Annotated in this window: 19 protein-coding genes and 2 pseudogenes; 14 read left to right on the top strand and 7 right to left on the bottom strand. The window is 33.8% G+C overall.

The features are described from left to right. Window positions 1-24 precede the first annotated feature (24 nt). Together ptsP and HMPREF9629_RS00760 are read right to left on the bottom strand one after the other, a co-directional pair. On the bottom strand, window positions 25-1704 hold the full coding sequence (ptsP, locus tag HMPREF9629_RS00765) for a phosphoenolpyruvate--protein phosphotransferase (protein WP_009524395.1): 1680 nt from the start codon (window positions 1702-1704) through the stop codon (window positions 25-27). 79 nt (window positions 1705-1783) lie between these two features. Next, a complete protein-coding gene (locus HMPREF9629_RS00760) occupies window positions 1784-2047 on the bottom strand; it encodes an HPr family phosphocarrier protein (protein ID WP_009524394.1) in 264 nt (87 codons plus the stop codon). A 548-nt stretch (window positions 2048-2595) separates the two neighbouring features. Here HMPREF9629_RS00760 and hpf point away from each other — a divergent pair. From hpf to HMPREF9629_RS00745, 3 genes are all read left to right on the top strand, one after another. Continuing rightward, window positions 2596-3117: a ribosome hibernation-promoting factor, HPF/YfiA family gene (hpf, locus tag HMPREF9629_RS00755; protein ID WP_009524393.1), complete on the top strand. Its 522-nt coding sequence runs from the start codon at window positions 2596-2598 to the stop codon at window positions 3115-3117. 436 nt (window positions 3118-3553) lie between these two features. Continuing rightward, window positions 3554-4918 carry a GspE/PulE family protein gene (locus HMPREF9629_RS00750; protein ID WP_009524392.1) on the top strand — a complete coding sequence of 455 codons (1365 nt, stop codon included), beginning with the start codon at window positions 3554-3556 and terminating at the stop codon, window positions 4916-4918. Then, the gene (locus HMPREF9629_RS00745; protein WP_009524391.1) at window positions 4893-5945 is read left to right on the top strand and encodes a type II secretion system F family protein; all 1053 of its coding nucleotides are present in this window, start codon (window positions 4893-4895) and stop codon (window positions 5943-5945) included. The genes HMPREF9629_RS00750 and HMPREF9629_RS00745 overlap by 26 nt, the downstream gene beginning before the upstream one ends. Before the next feature lie 119 nt (window positions 5946-6064). Here HMPREF9629_RS00745 and HMPREF9629_RS00740 read toward each other — a convergent pair whose 3' ends face one another. The 4 genes and pseudogenes from HMPREF9629_RS00740 to HMPREF9629_RS00730 form a co-directional block, all read right to left on the bottom strand. After that, window positions 6065-6856 carry a metal ABC transporter permease gene (locus tag HMPREF9629_RS00740; RefSeq protein ID WP_034910415.1) on the bottom strand — a complete coding sequence of 264 codons (792 nt, stop codon included), beginning with the start codon at window positions 6854-6856 and terminating at the stop codon, window positions 6065-6067. Between the two features lie 48 nt (window positions 6857-6904). Continuing rightward, window positions 6905-7561: a metal ABC transporter ATP-binding protein gene (locus tag HMPREF9629_RS00735; protein ID WP_009524389.1), complete on the bottom strand. Its 657-nt coding sequence runs from the start codon at window positions 7559-7561 to the stop codon at window positions 6905-6907. 380 nt (window positions 7562-7941) lie between these two features. After that, window positions 7942-8034, bottom strand: a pseudogene (locus HMPREF9629_RS12705) (hypothetical protein); the annotation flags it as partial. A gap of 70 nt (window positions 8035-8104) precedes the next feature. Next, a complete protein-coding gene (locus HMPREF9629_RS00730; RefSeq protein WP_009524388.1) occupies window positions 8105-8323 on the bottom strand; it encodes a hypothetical protein in 219 nt (72 codons plus the stop codon). Between the two features lie 168 nt (window positions 8324-8491). On the opposite strand from HMPREF9629_RS00730, the gene HMPREF9629_RS00725 reads away from it, so the two are divergent. The 3 genes and pseudogenes from HMPREF9629_RS00725 to HMPREF9629_RS12630 form a co-directional block, all read left to right on the top strand. Continuing rightward, window positions 8492-14074: an S-layer homology domain-containing protein gene (locus HMPREF9629_RS00725; protein WP_009524387.1), complete on the top strand. Its 5583-nt coding sequence runs from the start codon at window positions 8492-8494 to the stop codon at window positions 14072-14074. Between the two features lie 205 nt (window positions 14075-14279). After that, window positions 14280-14549: an S-layer homology domain-containing protein gene (locus HMPREF9629_RS11980; RefSeq protein WP_009524386.1), complete on the top strand. Its 270-nt coding sequence runs from the start codon at window positions 14280-14282 to the stop codon at window positions 14547-14549. Window positions 14550-14795: 246 nt separating this feature from the next. Next, window positions 14796-14906: pseudogene (locus HMPREF9629_RS12630) on the top strand (hypothetical protein); the annotation flags it as partial. Between the two features lie 167 nt (window positions 14907-15073). Here the strand turns inward: HMPREF9629_RS12630 and HMPREF9629_RS00715 are convergent. Next, window positions 15074-16054, bottom strand: coding sequence for a metal ABC transporter substrate-binding protein (locus tag HMPREF9629_RS00715; RefSeq protein WP_009524385.1), 981 nt, complete (start codon window positions 16052-16054; stop codon window positions 15074-15076). A 445-nt stretch (window positions 16055-16499) separates the two neighbouring features. On the opposite strand from HMPREF9629_RS00715, the gene rpsJ reads away from it, so the two are divergent. The 8 genes from rpsJ (at window position 16500) to rpsC (ending at window position 20834) form a co-directional block, all read left to right on the top strand. Then, entirely contained in the window at window positions 16500-16811 is a 312-nt protein-coding gene (gene rpsJ / locus HMPREF9629_RS00710) for a 30S ribosomal protein S10 (protein WP_009524384.1), read from the top strand. Window positions 16812-16891: 80 nt separating this feature from the next. Continuing rightward, complete coding sequence (rplC, locus tag HMPREF9629_RS00705) at window positions 16892-17515, top strand: 50S ribosomal protein L3 (protein ID WP_009524383.1); 624 nt, start codon at window positions 16892-16894, stop codon at window positions 17513-17515. Window positions 17516-17544: 29 nt separating this feature from the next. Then, window positions 17545-18171, top strand: coding sequence for a 50S ribosomal protein L4 (rplD, locus tag HMPREF9629_RS00700; RefSeq protein WP_009524382.1), 627 nt, complete (start codon window positions 17545-17547; stop codon window positions 18169-18171). Beyond that, the gene (gene rplW, locus HMPREF9629_RS00695) at window positions 18171-18455 is read left to right on the top strand and encodes a 50S ribosomal protein L23 (RefSeq protein WP_009524381.1); all 285 of its coding nucleotides are present in this window, start codon (window positions 18171-18173) and stop codon (window positions 18453-18455) included. Before rplD ends, rplW begins: the two co-directional genes overlap by 1 nt. A 20-nt stretch (window positions 18456-18475) precedes the next feature. Next, entirely contained in the window at window positions 18476-19303 is an 828-nt protein-coding gene (rplB, locus tag HMPREF9629_RS00690; protein ID WP_009524380.1) for a 50S ribosomal protein L2, read from the top strand. 17 nt (window positions 19304-19320) lie between these two features. Beyond that, a complete protein-coding gene (rpsS, locus tag HMPREF9629_RS00685) occupies window positions 19321-19602 on the top strand; it encodes a 30S ribosomal protein S19 (protein WP_009524379.1) in 282 nt (93 codons plus the stop codon). Window positions 19603-19649: 47 nt separating this feature from the next. Next, window positions 19650-20018: a 50S ribosomal protein L22 gene (gene rplV / locus HMPREF9629_RS00680; protein ID WP_009524378.1), complete on the top strand. Its 369-nt coding sequence runs from the start codon at window positions 19650-19652 to the stop codon at window positions 20016-20018. An 18-nt stretch (window positions 20019-20036) separates the two neighbouring features. Further along, the gene (rpsC, locus tag HMPREF9629_RS00675; protein ID WP_009524377.1) at window positions 20037-20834 is read left to right on the top strand and encodes a 30S ribosomal protein S3; all 798 of its coding nucleotides are present in this window, start codon (window positions 20037-20039) and stop codon (window positions 20832-20834) included. The last annotated feature ends 11 nt before the right edge of the window (window positions 20835-20845 follow it).

Raw genomic sequence — 20845 nt, 5'->3', positions numbered from 1 at the left:
TTCAATCTCCTCCTTGTTTGATGATTAAAACATATTTAAAATCTCATTTACTTCTTTTTTGCTGTGTATAAATCTGATTTTTTCAGATATTTCTTTGCATTTTTTAAAATCAGATTCTCTTATGATGCTTTTTATTGTAGCCACTTGCGTAAAAGCTACGCTGAATTCATCTAAGCCCATACCGAGTAACATTTTACATGCTCTTTCGTCACTTGCAAATTCTCCGCACATACCTACTACAATATTTTCTTTATGTCCTGCATCTATTACTTTTTGTATTGCGTGTAAAACAGCAGGATTAAAAGAGTCGTACATATCGGCAATTTTATCGTTGCCTCTATCAACGGCAAGCATATATTGTGTAAGGTCATTAGTACCTATGCTGAAGAAATCGACATATTTTGCAAACGCCTCAGCTTCCATTACAGATGCCGGAGTTTCTATCATCATACCCACTTTTATATCTTTGTTGTAAGCTATATTTTGAGAGTCAAGTTCTTTTTTGCATTCGTCAAGTATAGAGTTTGCCTCCAACAATTCTTCTAAAGATATTATCATAGGATACATTATGCTGACATATCCGAATGCACTCGCTCTAAGCAATGCTCTAAGCTGCTCTTTGAACATATCTTTTAGATGCAGTGAAATTCTTATGGCTCTGAAACCTAAGAAAGGATTTTCTTCTTTGTCAAATTCGTAATATGACAGTTCTTTATCTCCTCCTATATCGAGTGTTCTTATTATAACCTCTCCGGTACATATTTGAACAGCTTCCTTATATACTTCAAATTGTTCTTCTTCTGTAGGAAAATGTGAGTTTTCCATATATAAAAACTCACTTCTGAAAAGACCTATACCATCTATATAGCATTTTACAGCATTTTTTATATCTTCGATATTGCCTACATTGGAGTATACAAGAACTCTTTTGTTATCTTTTGTTATTGCTTCTAAATGGGCGTTTTCTTTTAGAAGTTTTTCTCTTTTTTCAAAATCTGATTTTTTGTTTTCAAACTCTTTTGTTGTTGCTTCATCCGGGTTTATATATATATCGCCGTTTGTAGCATCTATTATTATAATATCGTTATCGTTTACTTCTTCCAATAAATTATCCGCACCGACAAGGGCGGGTAATCCTAAATTACGAGCCATTATACAAACGTGGCTTGTAACTCCACCGCCTTGAGTGGCAAAACCCAATATATAATCAAGATTCATAGTGGCTGTATCAGATGGGGCTAAATCTTTTGCTATTACTATGGTAGGTGTATTTATTGAAGAAAGATTTTTAAGCTCTACATTTTTTATTTTAGCCATTACTCTTTGATATATATCTTTTATATCGTCTGCTCGAGCTTTCATATATTCGTTATCCATAGCTTCAAACATGGCAACAAATTCATCTATGGTATCTCTAAAAGCTATTTGCACATTTTTTTTGTCATTTACTATTTTATTAGTCACTTCATCAAGAAGGGCAACATCATTTACAAGCTCTAAATGCCCTGCAAATATATCGTTTGTTTGCGCCAATTTTGTAAGTTCATCAGATACCTGTTCTGTTGCGTTTTTGTATATTTTTATTTCTTCATCTTTATCATTATATACATACATATCCGGAACGAAAGATATTTTTTCATATTTATATGCTTTTCCTATAGCTATACCTTTAGATGAAGTTTTATCAACAGAAAGTTTCTTCATAAAATATATCCTTTCAAAAATTTAATATTTTTTCTTATGTTCCTACTTAAAGTAAGAGCATAAGAAAAAATAAGAATAATTATTCTCCTAAACCGCTTTGTATAGCTTCAATTATTGTTTGTAGATCATCTGTTTCGTTTTCGCCTTCGCATTCTACAATTATTTCATCGCCTACATTTATTTGGGCTGACATTACATTCAGTACGCTTTTTGCATTTACTCTTTTATCACCTTTTACAAGAATGACAGAAGATTTACAGCCGCCTGCTATTTTTGACAAAACTCCTGCCGGTCTTAGATGTAGACCTGTTTTATTTGTTATTTTTACTTGTTTACTTACCATATTAACTTTCTCCCTTCAAAATATAATTGAATTATGACTAAGTTGAGCAACAGATATGTATTTATATTTACCCAAATAAATAAATATATATCCTGTAAATATGTCTATAATTTTATATAGTTCGTTTGTTATTTATTATACTATATATTTTGTAATATTGAAACATATTTTATTATAGTAATTTAACTTGATTATATGAATAAAAAATCTATAAATTATTTTTTTGTATGTGTTTTAACCATAGTATAAATATAAATTTAGAAAATATAGTTTCATATCCATATGTATCATCAAAAATTCAAGAGTGGAAACATAACTTATTACAATATAGAAAAAAACATTACAGTCTTATATAAATACATAAAGAAAATGTTTACTTTTTTTGAAAAAAGTGTATAATATAATCAAGATAGAAAATATGATAAACGGTTTTTAAATTTGATTATATTTTTATAAAACAGATATCAAAAAATAGGCATATTATATATAATTACATTAAAACCTAAGTATTATAATTCTATCAATACCATTTGAAAGGGGCATTAAATATGAACATCATTTTAAGTGGAAAACAAATTAACCTTTCCCAAAAACAAAAGGACACAATCGAAACAAAACTATCAAGATTGGAAAAATATTTTGATAAGGATATGATTGTAAGAGCTACAGCATCTCATAAAAAAGATAAAAGTTGTGTAGAGGTAACAATACCTGTAAATAAGTCGGTAATAAGAGCTGAAGCCACAGACTATGATATGTATTGTGCGGTAGATGAAGTTGTTAGCAAATTGGCAAGACAGCTTAGAAAATATAAAACAAAATTGAAAAATAGAGGAACTGAAACAATAAGATTTGAAAACATTGACGATTCAAGCGTATCGAATGAAGAAGAGCAAAAGATAGTAAGAAGAAAAAAATTCGATTTTTTGCCTATGTCTGAAGAAGAAGCTTGTTTACAAATGGAAATGATTGGTCATGACTTTTTTGTATTCGTAAATGCCGATACAGATAGTGTAAATGTGTTATATAAGAGAAAAGACGGACATTATGGTATAATAGAGCCTGAATAAAAGAGAAATTTTTTAGTTATATAAAATTTAATATATGGATTGTGTGTAAATGTTACAACAATCTAAGAAGTATAAATAAAGCAAGCTGATTAGCTTGCTTTATTTATACTCTTATAGAAATTAAAAATTTTTTAAAAAGCCATATATGATATGAAATAATGTGATAAGTAATTATATAAAAATGATTAATATAGAAATTAAAACTGTATGATATTTTTAAGTTTTATATATTTATACTAAAATCTTATGGAATAACAGAAAAACATAATAATTAATTTTTCAAATAAACTATCTATATTAATGTCATATAATTATACAAGTTATCCATAATTTTATTAACTTTCGGTATTAATTAGTGTTTTGTATAAATCAAGATATGCTCAAATATATTTTACATAAATTTATAATGAATTGTTGTTAAAACTAAGGAGAAACGATGATAGATTATTCATATGCTTTTTCTAACAAAATAGTTCCATTACATCAAGAAAATGGCAGTATTACAATTCTTTCAAAATATGAGCCTTTGGATAAAATAAAAAATGAACTTCAAAAATTGACAGATAAAAATATAAATGTGATGCAAAGTCCTGTTTATAATTTCGATAAATATTTTGAAGAATATTACAGCATAGTAGAAACGAATCTTGATATAAAAAGAGAATTTGAAGATATATTAAAGTCTGATATAGATACCCTATTTACATATATACTCAAAAAAGCACAGGATTTTTTATCAAGCGATATACATATAATAGGTGAAGAAAAGTCTTTTATAATAAAATTCAGAATTAATTCAATACTTCGCAGTTTTGTGAAAATAGACATAAACAAGGGAGAATCTCTTATACGGATAATAAAATTAAAATCTAATATAGATATAAGCAGAACATTAACTCCGCTTGAAGGAAGGTTTGATTTTGTTATAAATTCACAAAGCATAGATTATAGAGTTTCTATAATGCCGACGATAAGCGGAGAAAAAATAAGTATAAGAATACTTGGAAATACGAGGAAGATATACACTTTAAGAGATATAGGTTTGAATGCTGAAGAGGAAAAAATAATAAAAGAGAAGATAAATAAAAATGCAGGATTTATACTAATAACAGGTGCTACAGGCTCTGGAAAATCAACAACTCTGTTTACAATGCTACATTATTTAAACGATGGTACAAAAAATATAATATCTATAGAAGATCCGATTGAGTATAAAATCGACGGTGTTACTCAAATAGCGGTGAGCAAAGAAAAGAATATAGAGTTTCACAATGTACTTAGATTTGTATTAAGACAAGACCCGCAAATAATAAACATAGGTGAGATAAGAGATGAGGAGACAGCGAAGTTGGCAATAAGCTCTGCCAACACAGGGCATTTGGTGTTTTCGACAATGCATACTAACAACAGTGTATCATCAATACAAAGATTACACGATTTAGGATTGGAAGGATTTGAAGTTGTGAGTGCACTTTCTCTTATAATATCACAGAGATTGATTAGAGTTTTATGTCCTCATTGCAAACAAGAATATGAAGTGAAAAAAGAAATTTTGAATTACTATGGACTTGAGGACAGACATTATTTTAAGGCGGTAGGATGCAATGAATGTTACGGCAGCGGATATATTACACAAAAAGCTGTATTTGAAATACTTGTAGTGGATGATAATGTGAGAAAACTTATAAAAAATGGCGAGATTAATGAAGATAATATAAATATAAGAACGTTAAAGCAAAAGCTTTTGGATGAATTTGCAAAAGGAGAGACATCTATTGAAGAAATTTCCAAATATATTTAAGAGAAGCAAACTTTCATATGAAGAGAATGCCATATTTTTTGAGAGTATGTCGGAACTCATAAGCACAGGTGTGCCTATAGTAAAAATATTTGACATAACCGATATCAAGGTGAAAGATAAAAAAATATTATTTGATATAAAAACGGACATAAGTAATGGAGTGTCTTTATCGACAGCATTGCAAAATACGGATATATTTAACGATTTGACTATATCAATAATAAAAATGGGAGAGGAAACCGGAAATTTAAAAATTTCTTTTGAAAAATTGTCAAAATATTACTATAAATTGAGTGAGAGCAGAAAAAACATAAAGACAGCCTCATTTTATCCTATGATATTATCTGTATCAATATTATTTTTATTGATATTCATAAATTATTATTTTATACCTCAAATAGTCAATCTGTACAGTTATGATTTGTCCAAATTGAATGTATTTAGCCGTACATTGTTTATGATTTCATTATTTTTGAATGACTATAAACTTGAAAGCTCTTTAATGATGATTTCTTTAATAAGCATTATATATTTATTTTTTAAAGATTTATACAAAAATAGAGATGACAATAATTTTTTGCAAAAAATACCGGTAATATCTAAGCTTGCGGTTTCAAATGCGATGGCTAATATATTGTGGTCATATTCTATTATGACATCTGCCGGAATAGATATAATAAAATCTACAGAGATATTGTCAGAGAGTACAAGTAATAAATTTATAAAAATAAAACTGAAACAGCTCAAAGAAAATATAAATTCGGGAAAATCTATAAGTTACAGTGTAGAAAGCCTTAATCTTGACGACGATATGCTTAAATATTTTATATCTATAGGGGAGAAAACCGGTAATATGGACAAATATCTAAGCATATTGTCCGACAGGTATTCAAAAAATTTGAGCAATGAAATAAAATATATAAGTGAGATAATTCAACCGGTTTTGATAATAGTGATAACATTCATAGTTGGCATAATAATAGCAGGAGTTGTATTGCCGGTGCTTAATTATGACAATATATTGTGAGGAGATATAATTAATTTATGTAAAAAATATCTAACGCATATATTATAAAATGTAAGTTTAGATATTTTTATGCGAATCTTGTCTAAAAAAACGGTATTTGAAGTATCATATAATATAAATTATTTTCTTATAATATTTTTTATTGCACTCGTCAATAAAAATCCTATTACTGCTATTAATACTATCGTTCCGCCTGGCTTAAGACCTGCACCGTTTATTCGTATATAGTATGACATGGTAAGTCCGATTACGACTTCAAAAAAAGCGTACAACACACTTATGATAATAACTTGTTTGTAACTTCGTGAGACCTGTATGGATGTGGCAACGGGTACTACCATAAGAGATGAAACTATAAGCGCTCCTACAGTTCTGGATGCTACAGATACTGTTATTGCAGTTAATATTGTAAATACAAAATTTATTGCACTTACATTTACTCCGGACAGCTTTGCGCTTTCTTCATCAAAAGATATATACATAAGTTCTTTGTACAATAATATTGTGGATATAATTACAACTATGCTTACGATTATCGTCATTTTTACTTCTATATCAGATATTGCAACTATACTACCGAATAAAAAACTGTTAAAAGATGTAACGTTTTTTATAAAGCCTGATAATACTCCTGCCAATCCTACACAAGCTGAAGTTATTATAGCTATAGATACTTCGGAATATTGTGGGATTTTTTTTCTTATGGCTTCTACGCTGAGTGCGGCTAAAATGCAGGCTATTATTGCGCCAAGCACAGGGTTGATGCTCATAATAAGACCTGCTGATACTCCTGCCAATGATGCGTGTGAAAGAGCATCGCCGATCATGGAGAGCCTTTTGAGGACAATGGTTGTTCCTATACAAGGTATTATTATAGATAGTAGTATGCCTACCATAAATGCCTTTTTCATAAATTCGTATTCAAAAATGATGATTACCCCCTAATGATTATAGTCTATTTATTTTTCCATAATCCAATTCGTACAAATTTGTACAATATTTTTTAAATTTTTTGTATCGTGACTTATTATTATAACAGTGAGATTAAATTCTTGATTTAATTTTTTTATAAGCTCATATATTAAATCGCAGGACTTTTTGTCAACGCCTGTAGTAGGTTCATCCAATATAAGTATATGCGGGTTATTTACAATGGATTTTGCAATCATAACTCTTTGTCTTTGACCGCCTGACAGCTCTGATATGAGTCTTTTTTGATAGTCTTGCATTCCTACAAGAGTTAGAGCGTTTATGGCTTTTTGGCGATGCTCCTCCTTATAAAATTTGAACAAACCTACTTGTTTATAAAGATTCATCATAACGACTTCCAATACTGTTGCCGGAAAATTGACCTTACTTTTATCCTGACTTTGAGACAGATAGCCTATGTTGTGAAATTTACATATCTTATCCATTTCGAAATTGAATATTTTTATAGAACCTTTTTGCGGCTTCAGTTGACCTATCATAAGTTTTATAAGTGTGGTTTTGCCGGCACCGTTTGAGCCTATTATTCCGACAATTTCGCCTTTTTGTATGTTGCAATTAAGATTTTCTAATACAGGTGTATCCGAATATGAAAAACTTACATTTTCTATTTCTATTATATTTTGCATGGACTTTCCTCAATATTGTATAAAAAATTTACCAAGTAAAATATATCACAGTTTTAAGCAAAAAATCAATGAATATGATAAATTATTTGAAATGGAGATTTATTAAAAGAAAAAAGTGGCTGTTGTATAATGATGAAAATCATAGCAACAGTCTCTATTTTTAGGAATATCCATACACAAAATTTTTTGCTCTACTATAATTCTATTATCTTTACCTAATTTTTCGCACAACAAATAAACCTATCATTTTTTTCGTTTTTTTATGCTGCTATTTTTTCACATCTTGTAGGTTTTGTTTCTTTTCTTTTTAATTTGTTTAACAGTGTATTTATATTTATTGCTATTGCCATCATATCTATTTCTTTTTCTATGTTTTTCTTTCCTTTATATCTAAATCTTTTGTATCCTAACCCTTCTTTTAGTTTTGAAAATACTCCTTCTGCTTGGATACTTCCATTTATTCTTTCGTTTATTCCTTCTTTCGATTCTAATTTTTTGATTATCTTTTTTTTGGAGTTTCTTTTTGTCCTTTTTAAATATTTCTTATATATTTATCCTTTCTACTATGTTTTGACCAGGCTGTACTTTTCCATCATCTTGTATATATTGTTCTATATTTAGGTTTAATCTTAGTTGCATTATATTTGGTGCTATGATATACTCTGTAAGTGGTATTTGTTTTCTCATAATTATATTATACCATAAAAAGCATGCAGTTTCTTGCGTGCTTTTTCTATTGGCTATGTTTTGCAACAGTCCCATTCATTTTTTAATCAATTTGTCAAGTACGAATTATGATAATTATTTTGACATCTCTCGTACTTTTCAAAAGGAAAAATATTTTATAGAATTTACCTAATGCACAAAATTTATTTAGGTAATTGTCTGATTGCTTAAAAAATACTTAAAAGACAGGGAGGAGTTGATTTTATGAAAAATATGAAAAAGTTTTTTAAAAGTACATTAGCTTTTGTGTGTGCATTAGCAATGATTGCGACATCATTCGGGATAAGCCCTGCGATAACAGTCTTTGCAGAAGACGCCGGAGGAAATGTGGGCATCCGATATGACACAGGAGAAAAAGCATTTAATACAGAAACGGTACCTGAGGGGGCTATTATAGTAGATTCTACTTATGAAAAAAGCGGTCAGGGTGAGGACGGCAAAGAAATCAAGTATGTGGTTAGTGCGGAAAACACCGGGGGAAATGTGGATATCCAATACCGCTATTATGACACAGGAGAGAAAGCATTTAAGACAGGAACGGTACCGGCGGATGCTAAGATAGTAGATTCTACCTATACGAAGACCGATTGGGGTGATGAAGACGGCAAAGAAACCTGGTATGTGGTTAAAGGAGAAGTAAATTTACTATATATTTATGCAATGGGAAAGCTTAACATAGTGCTTTGCGATAATGCAAAACTTACGGTAGAGCAGGGAATGGTTATGCTAATTAACGGTAGCAGTATCAATATCTATGCACAGTCTGACGGTGCCGATATGGGAGAAATTATATCTACGGGACAGGAAAGCAAGCGTCCTGCAATCGGAACAGGCGATGATGGAAATGTTGATGGCACAACTTGCACTACTAACATTCATGGTGGAAAGATTACGGCTACAGGTGCAAGAAGCACAGCAGGTATAGGAGGCGATTCTTATTCCAGAGTAGGTATAATAAATATATATGGCGGTGAGATAAATGCACAGGGAGGACAAGGCGCTGCGGCAATAGGCGGCGGTCGTGCTGCAGCTTCTGACGGAATAAATATTTATGGCGGGAAAATTACCGCTACCGGTGGAGAAGATGGTGCCGGAATCGGCGGAGGCTCGAAGAATGATTCAGATGGAGGTCCAATTAAAATCTATGGCGGACAGATTACGGCTAAGGGTGGTCACTCAATAAGAAATATTGAGAGTCAGCCTGTTGCAATCGGTAACGGTGCGGGTGTTAACCCGAGAAACTTTAGCATTTTTTTAAGTTGGACTGATGATCAAAATGATTATATTGATGCGAACAGATATATACACCCTAATAATATAGGTGAAGGGAAATGCTCTATTGAAATAGATTCGGCTCATCCGTTTAAGTTCGCTGATACAGGTGAATATGTCACGCTTGAAAATATAAAAAATGGGGGTAAGATTGTACCCGCAGAAGCTGCAATATGTAGTGTAACCTTTGAAACCGGAGAGGGCGCTACAAAGGTAGCTCCTCAGGGCATAAACAAGGGAGGCAAAATAAAGCCGACTGTTACGCCTGTCCGTAAGGGATACCGTTTTGCAGGATGGCAAAAAGACGGCTTACCGTTTGATATCTCGACGCCTATCCTTGATGACACTACTTTAACGGCTATCTGGAACTCACTTCCTGATACGGAATACCAAGGAGAAGGGGATGTAACGGTCGAGTTGGCCGGCAGCGAATATTATCCTCTGGAGCCAAGTCATACTGTACTTGACGGTGGCACTTGGGTAGTAGTGGACGATGACACAAGCTTTCATGAGCGTATTACTATAAAGGGAGATGTAAATATCATTCTTGCTGACGGTAAGACCTTAACAGCTAACAAAGGGATAGCGGTAACGAGTAAGGATCACTCTAAGTTTAGTGTATATGCTCAGAATCAGGGTACAGGAACTCTTAAGGCTTTTCCTGATGAAAAAGTATATTCTGCCGGTATTGGCGGTGATGAAGCTAAAAGGAGCTGCGGAACTATAAATATCTATGGCGGACGTATTCAGGCGAGCGGCAGTGATTTGGGCGCGGCTATAGGCGGTTCTGCATTCGGTAACGGCGGTACGATTGGAATATATGGTGGACAGGTAGATGTACAGGGATCACGCGATTATGGAGAAGCTATCGGTTTTTCTTATGCAGGAGGTGTAGAACCTCATAATGCCGATATAAAACTTAGTTGGACAAGGGAAAGTGACTATATAAAGCTGTATCCCGCTCCCGGCGGTCAGCCGGCAAGGTACAAGGGGAATGTGACATTTTCAAAGAAGTTTCTTCTTGACGGAACAGATACTCGTGCCTTTTGGAAGAGTGCGGATAATAATAATATTGACAATAGAAAAATTGTACCTAAGACAAAAATGCTATGGTCAGATATACAGGAAAAACTGGATGTAGGAGAGAGCATAAAACTTATAAGTAATGTAAGTGCAAAAAGCGGGGATATAGCCCTTGTAGTTCCTGAGGGTAAAAATGCAACTATCGACTTAAACGGATATACGATTAGCTGTCAGTCTAATTTGACAGGAGATGTGAAAGATGCCGTTTTTGTAGAAAATAATGCAGCTTTAACAATTACAGATGAGAGCAAAAAAGGCAGTATTACAGGTAAAAACGGTCATATTAAAAATCATGGAACACTTACATTAGATAATGTAACAATCAGCGGCATCGAAGGTGATGAGGCAATAAAAAATGACGGTACATTATCTCTTAAAAATGTTTCTATTACAGGGAATCACGGAGGTGTATCTGTAGGAGATAAAGGAGTCTTAAAGCTATCAGACAGAGTAGTCATTAAGGATAACACGAAAGGATCTCATTCTAAAAATGTAGTTGGAAATCTAAATAGAAAAATCAGTTTTGAAAATCCGCTTACAAGTGACAGCCGTATAGGATTAGAGGATATGGAAGCCATACTTACAAACGGTGCAAAGGGAAAGGTAGTACCTGAAAATTTTGTAAGCGACACCGGAAACAGGTATATCTATTGGACTGAAGATGGCAGAGAAATAAAAATCTCAGCACAAGCGCCGAAGTATAATATTACAATAGGAAGCGTTACAGGTAACGGAACGGTAACGGCAGAAATTGAAGGAACGGCAGGAAGTGTTTCCAAGGCATCGAAAGGTGCTAAGGTTACATTGAAAGTAAAACCGGAGGCAGGCTGGTGGCTTAACAGTCTAAGTGTTAAAAATGGCGAAACACCGATTGTTCTTGATGCTGACAAAAGTTTCACTATGCCTAACGGTGATGTAACAGTAACGGCAATTTTTGAGCAAGTGAAAAATGCACCGTTCACAGCTCCGACAGCGAAAACAAATCTTGCATACACTGGAAGTGAGCAGGAACTGATAAATGCAGGTAGTGTAGAAACTTCAACAGGAGAACTTAGATACAGTTTAAGCGAAAACGGAGAATATAAGGCAGAGATACCAAAAGCAAAAAATGCAGGCTCTTATGAGGTCCATTACAAAGTGGTGGGAACGAATCCTAAATACGTTTATAATAATGCAAAGGGTAAAGTGACGGTAAGCATAGCAAAAGCAAATCAGAGAGTACTTGCCATTAAAGATGTTACAGGAAAGAAGTTTGGTGATGGAGAGTTTTCACTTGAAACGATAGGCGGTAGCGGTACAGGTGAGGTAAACTACAGCGTACCTGCGAATAACGGAATATTGGAAATAAATGGAAATACAGTAAAAATCATAGGAGCGGGTTCTGTGAAAGTTACGGCTGTCAAAGCGTCAGACAGTAACTATAACAAAATGAGTGCAGAACGTACTGTAACGATAGCTAAAGGTACTGCTCCTGAAATTATATTCCCTACGGCAAGCAATTTAACATACGGACAGAAATTATCAGAAAGTACGTTTTCAGGTGGAAGTATTCAGTATGGAAGCTTCGCTTGGAAAGACGGCAATGTAATTCCTGCCGTAGATAATGCAGGCTATGAAGTTGTATTTACGCCAAATGCTCATTTATTGAAAAACTACGAAGAAGTAAGCGAAGACAATAAAAAGAGTAACATTTCAATTACAGTTGCAAAAGCGAATCCTACTATAAATCTTATGGTGAAAGTATCGGAAAATGCAGGAAACAAAATACTTACTCTTTCAGCGAACGTAGATGGAGTAATCGGTGCGGATAAACCGAGAGGAAGCATTAAATTCTTGCATAAAGATGGTGGTGGAAACTTTGTAGAGATTCATACAGGGGTATTGGCAGAAGGAAAAATATCCTATAAATGGGAAAATGTAGTTGCTAAAGAATACGAAATCAAAGCAGAGTATGCAGGCGACAGCAATTATAATACTATTGAAAGTGATATTAAGAACATTGATACTCGTAAGAAAAATCAGAGTGAAATTTTGTTTACGGATATTTCCGTCAAAACTTACGGTGACAAAGACTTTGAACTGAAAATTACAGGTGGTAGCGGAAACGGTGCGGTAAGCTATAGTGTACCTGTAAACAACGGCGTGCTTGAAATAAGCGGAAATATTGCAAAAATCATAGGAGCGGGAACAGTTGTTGTCAAAGTAACCAAGGCGGCAGATGATAAATATAACGAGGAGAGCAAAAATATCAGTGTTACTGTTGCAAAGAAAAAGTTGATAGTAAAAGCTGATGATAAGCTGAATCTTGTAAAAGGAAGTGCTATGCCGCAGTTCACATACAACAAGGAGGAAGTAGACAGTAAGCTTGTAAACGGTGATGTCTTTGTAAATCCTGATTTTGCAACAAGCATATCAGATACGAATACCGTAGGAGAATACGATATTACAGTCAGCGGTGGAATGTTGACAAATTCAGCCGGTGCAGATGTCAAAAATAATTATGAAGTAATATACAAAAAAGGTAGACTTACAATAGTGAATGCTGTCTATGAAGTGAAAGTAGTGAACGGAACGGGTGGCGGCAATTATGGTAAAGGGCAGACAGTTAACGTCAAAGCAAATGACAAGCCGAATTATACCTTTACAGGTTGGACAAGTTCTGACGGGATTGTTTTTGCAAATGCTTCTGAAAAAGAAACAAGCTTTGTAATGCCTGCAAAAAATATTACAGTGACAGCTAATTACAGTGCAAACAGCAGTGGCGGTTCGTCAGGAGGAGGATCATCAGGCGGTTCCGGCGGAATCTCCGATGGCGGAAGTTCAAGTGGAAGTTCCGAAAACACCGCTCCGTCTTATGTGAAAAATATCGATACCGATAAACATGATAAAATTACGGATAAGAAAGTTAAATTTATCGATGTTAAAGATAGCGATTACTTCGCAAAAGCCGCTGAGTGGGCGATAGAAAAGGAAATTACGAAAGGAACTTCCGATACGTTGTTTTCACCTGAAGCACCTTGCACAAGAGCGCAGATAGTTACATTCCTTTGGAGAGCGGCAGGAAAGCCTGAAGTTAAGAAGACGGATAATTCGTTTTCCGATGTAAAAGCGGACAGATATTATAGTAAAGCAGTGCTTTGGGCTTTGCAACAGGGCATAGTAAAAGGAACGGGAGCAAATGAATTCAGTCCGGAAGCTATCTGCACAAGGGCACAGACGGTTGCGATACTTTATCGCTATGCAAAATCACCTGCGGTAAGTGGCGGAAAGAATTTCGCAGATGTGAATGAGGGGACTTATTATAGCAATGCTGTTAACTGGGCTTTTGAAAAGAGAATTACATCAGGTACAGACGTCAATTTGTTCAGTCCCGATGCAATATGCAACCGTGCTCAAATCATAACATTTTTATATAGGTATATGGGCAGGTAGCCATAACAATTTTTAAGTCAATAATGATAAAAAATTATTCTGAGCAAAATTTTATTTTAGATGAATGTACAAGCATATCGTTGGAAGAATATGTAAAAACAGCCGCTCATATAGCACATATATCGAATTGTTGTTTATCAAGGACGTTATTTATGGAATCTAAGACGGTAAGTTTTCGCCTGACAGAAGTATAACGAGAGAAGAAATGGCGATAATTTTTGAAAGATATGCAAAAGTTACGGGCTGTAAAATACCTGTAATCAGAGAAGCAAGCATTTATGAAAATAAAGAAAACATAGGAACCGAGTATAGGGTGGCAGTGAAAGTTATGCAGCAGGCAGGAATTATGATGGGCATAGACGGAAACAAATTTAATCCGAAAGGAAATGCTACTCGTGCGGAGGTTTCTACAATGTCAAGCGCCGATATATTAAGCTGGCTATTACACCGGAAACGGCACAAGGCTTTGTATTAGACGACGTCGGAAAATACCGTTGCTACAAAGACGGCAAAGCTTTGACAGGGAAACAGACACTTGACGGCGCGGTATATTTTCTTTGATGAAAGCGGAATGTTTAAAACAGACCGGGTAAAAGATGGAAGCCTTTGGTGACACTATGACGGAACTAAGGTATATAAGGATTGGTTGAACTTAAAAGTAGAGGGAGAAGAAAGGCTCTGCTATCTGAACAAGGAAGGTCTGCTTGAATCTGACAAATGAGTAAAGATAGACGGAAAATGGTATTACTTCTATCCTGACGGCATGCTTGCGGTAAATACGGAAATAAACGGATACAAGGTCGATAGTAAAGTAGTAGGGAAAGAGAAATAGAGATATTTTAATGAAGGCGTCCTACAGGATTTATTCCTATGGGGCGTTTTTCTTTGTGTAAAAATAATCGCCTGTATCTGCAGACTTAAGAGGCATTTGCAGTTATTGTGTAAAGAAGGGGCTGTTGCATAATGATGAAAATCATAGCAACAGCCCCACTTTATATACTATTTTAATGCGTTTTCTATTGCTTTCAGGTTGTCTTGCATTATTGAAAGATAATCTTTATTTGCATCTAATTCTTCTTGTGTTAAACCTTCTATAGGATTGAGGACGTCTGTATTTGCCCCCGTTTCTTTTGCTATTGTTTCTGATACTTCAGGTGTTGCAAGTGTTTCAAAGAATATAGTTTTAACATTGTTTTCTTTTACGAATTCTATGATCTCTTTCATTCTTGCAGGATCCGGTTCTGAATCTTCGTAAACTCCTTCTATGCCAAGTTGATTTATACCGTAATCTCTGCATAGATATGCAAAAGCTTCGTGGGCTACTACTATACTTTTGCCTGCATAAGGTTTAAGTGTTTCTTCGAATTGCATATCTAATTTGTCAAATTCTTCTGAGTATTTTTTATAATTTTCTTCATAATAAGCTTTGTTTTTTTCGTCAGCTTGCACCAAAGCGTCTTTTATGTTTTCCATTTCTTTTTTTGCATTCTTTATACTAATCCATACGTGAGGGTCAAATTCTCCGTGATGGTGATGATGTTCTTCGTGTTCGCCTTCTTCGTGTTCGTGCTCTTCGTCTTCATCATGCTCTTCATTTTTTATAAGTTCTGCTCCTTTTGACGCTTCTACTAATGAAAGATTTTTATTTGAAAGAGAATCTGTAACTTTTTCTACCCAACCTTCCATTCCGGCGCCATTGTATACAAGCATATCAGCATCTTCAAGTTTGGTAATATCGGTTGCTGAAGGCTCCCAACCGTGAGCTTCGACCCCGGCAGGTATTAGGTTTTCTACATCAGCTTTATCACCTGCTATTTTTTTTGTAAAGTCATACATAGGATACATACTTGTAACTATTTTTAATTTTGTTTCTCCTTCTTTTTTTTGCTCGGTGTTATTTGCATTATTTGAAGAACAACCTACAAATAGCATAGAAGTTGCTATTACTAAACCTAATATTTTTTTGAAATTTTTTTTCATAAATGTTAATCCTTTCTTTTTTATGTTGAAATTACAGTTTAAACAATAAAATTTTTAATAAAAAAATTATTGCAAACAACTGGCGATTATTATAACATTTTTTGCGAATTAATGCAAGTGATATGTATTATATTTTTTCGTTTTTAAAATCAGAAATATTTTTAAAAAAATGCTTGCTTTTTATAATTACTTATTGTATAATTTATCAGTATGTTTTTAGAGTATTATTTTTAATGCTCAAGTGGCTATGAAGCAAAAGGTTGCCCGATTTACGAGGATATTTTTGTGGAGCAAGTAAACATCTGTGAATGTTGCGACAAAGCCATTTTTTTATAAAAGCAAAAGCGAAACACACGGCGGCGTTTACAAAGTGAAGGTTTGGCTGTGAGCTTTGAAAAATAAATGGCGGTCGTACAAAAAGTACGATAGGAGGTAAATTTTTAAAATGTCAAACAAGCAAAAGATTAGAATCAAATTAAAGTCTTATGACCATTCAATACTTGATATGGCAGCTCAAAAAATAGTAGAAATAGCTAAGTCTACAGGTGCTACTGTAAGCGGACCTGTACCACTACCTACAAAAAAAGAAATCATAACTATAATAAGAGCTACTCATAAGTATAAAGATTCAAGAGAACAATTTGAAGTGAGAACTCACAAAAGACTTATTGATATTTTAGAGCCGAGCTCAAAAACAGTTGATTCTTTAATAAGACTTGACTTACCGGCTGGTATCGAAATTGAAATCAAAAAATAATTTAATAGCGAAGGTATAGCCTTGTCCTTAGGATGATTGCATAGCAATCCGCTGTAAGTACATGGAGGTGTAGTAATTTAATGAAAGCAATAATGGGAAAAAAATTGGGAATGACTCAAATCTTCGCTGAAGACGGAAGATTAGTTCCTGTAACAGTAATTGAAGCAGGACCGATGATAGTAACTCAAATCAAAACAAAAGAGAATGATGGATATGAAGCTGTTCAATGCGGTTTTGGAGAAATAAAAGAAAAGAATGTGAACAAACCGCTAAAAGGACATTTTAAAAAGGCTGGAATCGGAAGCAAAAGAACGCTTAGAGAATTTAAGGTAAGCAACATAGCTGATTTTAAACTTGCGCAAGAAATAAACGTAGATGTATTTTCTGTAGGAGATAAAGTTGATGCTGTTGCAACATCTAAGGGTAAGGGATTCCAAGGTCCTATAAAAAGACATGGACAATCAAGAGGCCCTGAAACTCACGGTTCACACTATCACAGAGGACCTGGTTCAATGGGTATGTGTTCAGATCCTTCAAGAGTGTTTAAAGGTAAAAAACTTGCCGGACATATGGGATTTGAGAGAGTAACTATCAAAAATCTTGAAGTTGTTTTAGTAGATAAAGAAAATAATTTGGTTCTTGTAAAAGGTTCAGTTCCGGGTCCTAAAAAAGGCTTAGTTGTACTGAAAGAATCATATAAATAAATAATATCAGGTGAAAGGAGGAGTAAATAATGCCAAAAATAGATGTACTTGATATAAATGGAAATGTAGTAGAGCAAATGGAAATATCAGAAGAAATATTTGCTGTTGAAATAAATGAACATTGCGTTTATGAAACTGTAAAAAATCATCTTGCTAACAGAAGACAAGGCACTCAATCTGCTAAAACAAGAGCGGAAGTTAGAGGCGGAGGAAAAAAACCTTGGAGACAAAAAGGTACAGGTAGAGCAAGACAAGGTAGCACAAGATCACCACAATGGATAGGCGGTGGAGTAGTGTTTGCGCCAAAACCAAGAGATTACAGTTATAAAATAAATAAAAAAGTTAAGAGAATAGCTTTAAAGAGCGTGTTGACTGATAAAGTGAACAATCAAAAACTTATAGTTTTAAATGAGTTAACAATGAATGAACCTAAAACTAAAGTTTTTGCACAAACTATGAAAAATCTTAAAATAGATGGGAAAAAAGCACTTTTTGTTACAAAACAAAATGATCAAAATGTTGTTAGATCAGGAAGAAATATATATGGAGTGTCAGTAGCATTTGCTGATGTTATTAACACATATGACATAATAAATCATGAAGTTTTAGTAATGACAAAAGATGCTGTTATTAGAACTCAGGAGGTGTTTGCATAATGTTATCATACGATATAATAAAAAGACCTGTTATATCTGAAAGAAGTATGGAGCAGGCATCAGAGAAGAAATATACTTTTATAGTAGATAAAAAAGCTAACAAATCACAAGTGAAAAGAGCTATAGAAGAAATATTTGAAGTAAAAGTAGAAAAAGTAAATACTATGAATTATGACGGCAAAGAAAAAAGAGTAGGAAGAAATGTAGGGAAAACTGCATCATTTAAAAAAGCTATAGTAAAACTAACAGCTGACAGTAAAGATATAGAAATCTTTGGCGCATAATAAAAAAGGAGTGAGAGAAAATGGCTATAAAGAAATTTAAACCAACTACTCCGTCAAGAAGACATATGACAGTGGTAATTTCAGAAGAAATTACAAAATTTTCACCGGAAAAGTCATTGCTTACAAGTCTTAAAAAACACGCAGGAAGAAACTCACAAGGAAAGATAACTGTAAGACATAAAGGTGGCGGAGAAAAAAGAAAATATAGAATAATAGACTTCAAAAGAGATAAAGACGGTATACCGGCAAAAGTTGCAGGTATAGAATATGATCCTAACAGAACAGCTAATATAGCTTTACTTCATTACAGAGATGGAGAAAAGAGATATATATTGGCACCTAACGGATTAAAAGTTGGAGATATATTATATTCTGGAGAAGGCTCAGATATAAAAATAGGTAACTGCCTAAAAATGAAAGATATGCCTGTTGGTACTATAATTCATAACATAGAATTAAAAACTGGAAAAGGCGGACAATTAGTAAGAAGCGCAGGGAATTCAGCACAACTTATGGCTAAAGAAGGCAAAAACGTACTTTTAAGATTACCTTCAGGCGAAATGAGATATGTAAATGCCGAATGTAAAGCTACAATAGGTCAAGTGGGTAACTTGGAAAAAGAAAATGTTACAATAGGTAAAGCGGGAAGAAAAAGACATATGGGTATCAGACCTACAGTAAGAGGTTCCGTAATGAACCCTAATGACCACCCTCACGGCGGTGGAGAAGGACGTTCACCTATAGGTAGACCATCACCGGTAACACCTTGGGGTAAACCTGCACTTGGATATAAGACAAGAAATAAAAAGAAACTTTCTAATAAAATGATAGTAACAAGAAGAAAATAGTCTAAACGGAGGTAAAAATGAGTAGATCATCAAAAAAAGGTGCTTTCGTTCACGAAGGACTATACAAGAAAATCCTAAAAATGAACGAAACAGGAGATAAACAAGTAATCAAAGTTTGGTCAAGATCATCTACTATATATCCTGACTTTATAGGACACACACTTGCTATACATGATGGCAGAAAACATGTGCCTATATATATAACAGAGGATATGGTAGGACATAAATTGGGAGAATTTGTACCAACAAGAACATTTAAAGGACATAAAGATGATGACAGATCATCAAAAACAAAATAAAAAATAAGTCTAAGACATATATAAGATATTTTAGAAAGGAGAACGAAATGGCAGATTCTAAAGAGAAAGTAGCAATAGCTAAAGAAGTAAGAGCGATAGCAAAATTCGTTAGAACTTCTCCAAGAAAAGCAGGAAAAATCTGTGATTTAGTAAGAGGCAAAAGCGTTGACGAAGCTATAGCTATATTAAAATTCCTACCAAACAGCAGTGCACAAATAATTTCTAAAGTGGTAAAATCGGCTGCTGCAAATGCAGAGAATAACTTTAATATGGAACCTAAAAAATTATATATATCAAAAATATGGGCAAATCAAGGACCTACACTAAAAAGGTTCATGCCAAGAGCTCAAGGTAGAGCAACATCAATAAGAAAAAGAACAAGTCATATAGAAGTTTTTGTACAAGAGAGAAATTAGGAATCGGGAGGGAAATAAATGGGTCAAAAAGTTAGCCCACACGGACTTAGAGTCGGAATCAATAAAAATTGGGACTCAAGATGGTTTGCAGGTAAAGATAAGATAGCATCTTTTATAAAAGAAGACCATGAAGTTAGAAAGTTTTTGGCAAAACAATTAAACCAAGCTGACCTTTCAAAAGTTGAAATAGAAAGAGTCGGAGATAAATTAAAATTAAATATATTTACAGCAAAACCCGGAATGGTAATCGGAAAAGGCGGCCAAGGTATAGAAGAACTTAAAGTTGCTGTTGAGAAATTTACAGGTAAAAATGTATTTATAAATATAGAAGAAATTAAAAATCCTGACGCAGATGCACAATTGGTTGCAGTAAAAATAGCGCAATCATTGGAAAGACGTATAGCTTTTAGACGTGCAATGAAACAAGCTATGCAAAGAACAATGCGTACAAGAGGAGTAAAAGGTATAAAAGTTGCTACTTCAGGAAGACTTGGTGGAGCCGAAATGGCAAGAACTGAAGGATATGCTGAAGGAGTAGTGCCACTACACACATTAAGAGCCGATATAGATTATGGATTTGCAGAAGCTGATACAACTTACGGAAAATTGGGCGTAAAAGTATGGATATGCAAAGGCGAAATCCTAAAAGATAGAAACGGTGAAAAAAGAGACTTAGACAGTCTAATGGGAGTTAAAGACGACAAGAAGAAAAAAAGAAGAAACAATAATGGAGAATTTAACCCTAACAGAAAAAGAAATTTTAACAATGAAAGAAAACAAGGAAATAGAACTCAAGGAAGAAACCAAGATAGATAAATGATTGCTGA

It is taken from the genome of Peptoanaerobacter stomatis (genome assembly GCF_000238115.1).
In the GTDB taxonomy this organism is placed as follows: Bacteria; Bacillota; Clostridia; order Peptostreptococcales; family Filifactoraceae; genus Peptoanaerobacter; species Peptoanaerobacter stomatis.
Note: the sequence above shows the minus strand (reverse complement) of the source record. Positions and strands in the feature narration are given on the sequence as shown.

What these genes read in the sequence shown, in the direction of transcription:
- ptsP (WP_009524395.1), bottom strand. Translation starts at nt 1,704, where the DNA reads ATGAAGAAACTTTCTGTTGATAAAACTTCATCTAAAGGTATAGCTATA.
- HMPREF9629_RS00760 (WP_009524394.1), bottom strand. Translation starts at nt 2,047, where the DNA reads ATGGTAAGTAAACAAGTAAAAATAACAAATAAAACAGGTCTACATCTA.
- hpf (WP_009524393.1), top strand. Translation starts at nt 2,596, where the DNA reads ATGAACATCATTTTAAGTGGAAAACAAATTAACCTTTCCCAAAAACAA.
- HMPREF9629_RS00750 (WP_009524392.1), top strand. Translation starts at nt 3,554, where the DNA reads ATGATAGATTATTCATATGCTTTTTCTAACAAAATAGTTCCATTACAT.
- HMPREF9629_RS00740 (WP_034910415.1), bottom strand. Translation starts at nt 6,856, where the DNA reads ATGAAAAAGGCATTTATGGTAGGCATACTACTATCTATAATAATACCT.
- HMPREF9629_RS00735 (WP_009524389.1), bottom strand. Translation starts at nt 7,561, where the DNA reads ATGCAAAATATAATAGAAATAGAAAATGTAAGTTTTTCATATTCGGAT.
- HMPREF9629_RS00730 (WP_009524388.1), bottom strand. Translation starts at nt 8,323, where the DNA reads ATGGGACTGTTGCAAAACATAGCCAATAGAAAAAGCACGCAAGAAACT.
- HMPREF9629_RS00725 (WP_009524387.1), top strand. Translation starts at nt 8,492, where the DNA reads ATGAAAAATATGAAAAAGTTTTTTAAAAGTACATTAGCTTTTGTGTGT.
- HMPREF9629_RS11980 (WP_009524386.1), top strand. Translation starts at nt 14,280, where the DNA reads ATGGCGATAATTTTTGAAAGATATGCAAAAGTTACGGGCTGTAAAATA.
- HMPREF9629_RS00715 (WP_009524385.1), bottom strand. Translation starts at nt 16,054, where the DNA reads ATGAAAAAAAATTTCAAAAAAATATTAGGTTTAGTAATAGCAACTTCT.
- rpsJ (WP_009524384.1), top strand. Translation starts at nt 16,500, where the DNA reads ATGTCAAACAAGCAAAAGATTAGAATCAAATTAAAGTCTTATGACCAT.
- rplC (WP_009524383.1), top strand. Translation starts at nt 16,892, where the DNA reads ATGAAAGCAATAATGGGAAAAAAATTGGGAATGACTCAAATCTTCGCT.
- rplD (WP_009524382.1), top strand. Translation starts at nt 17,545, where the DNA reads ATGCCAAAAATAGATGTACTTGATATAAATGGAAATGTAGTAGAGCAA.
- rplW (WP_009524381.1), top strand. Translation starts at nt 18,171, where the DNA reads ATGTTATCATACGATATAATAAAAAGACCTGTTATATCTGAAAGAAGT.
- rplB (WP_009524380.1), top strand. Translation starts at nt 18,476, where the DNA reads ATGGCTATAAAGAAATTTAAACCAACTACTCCGTCAAGAAGACATATG.
- rpsS (WP_009524379.1), top strand. Translation starts at nt 19,321, where the DNA reads ATGAGTAGATCATCAAAAAAAGGTGCTTTCGTTCACGAAGGACTATAC.
- rplV (WP_009524378.1), top strand. Translation starts at nt 19,650, where the DNA reads ATGGCAGATTCTAAAGAGAAAGTAGCAATAGCTAAAGAAGTAAGAGCG.
- rpsC (WP_009524377.1), top strand. Translation starts at nt 20,037, where the DNA reads ATGGGTCAAAAAGTTAGCCCACACGGACTTAGAGTCGGAATCAATAAA.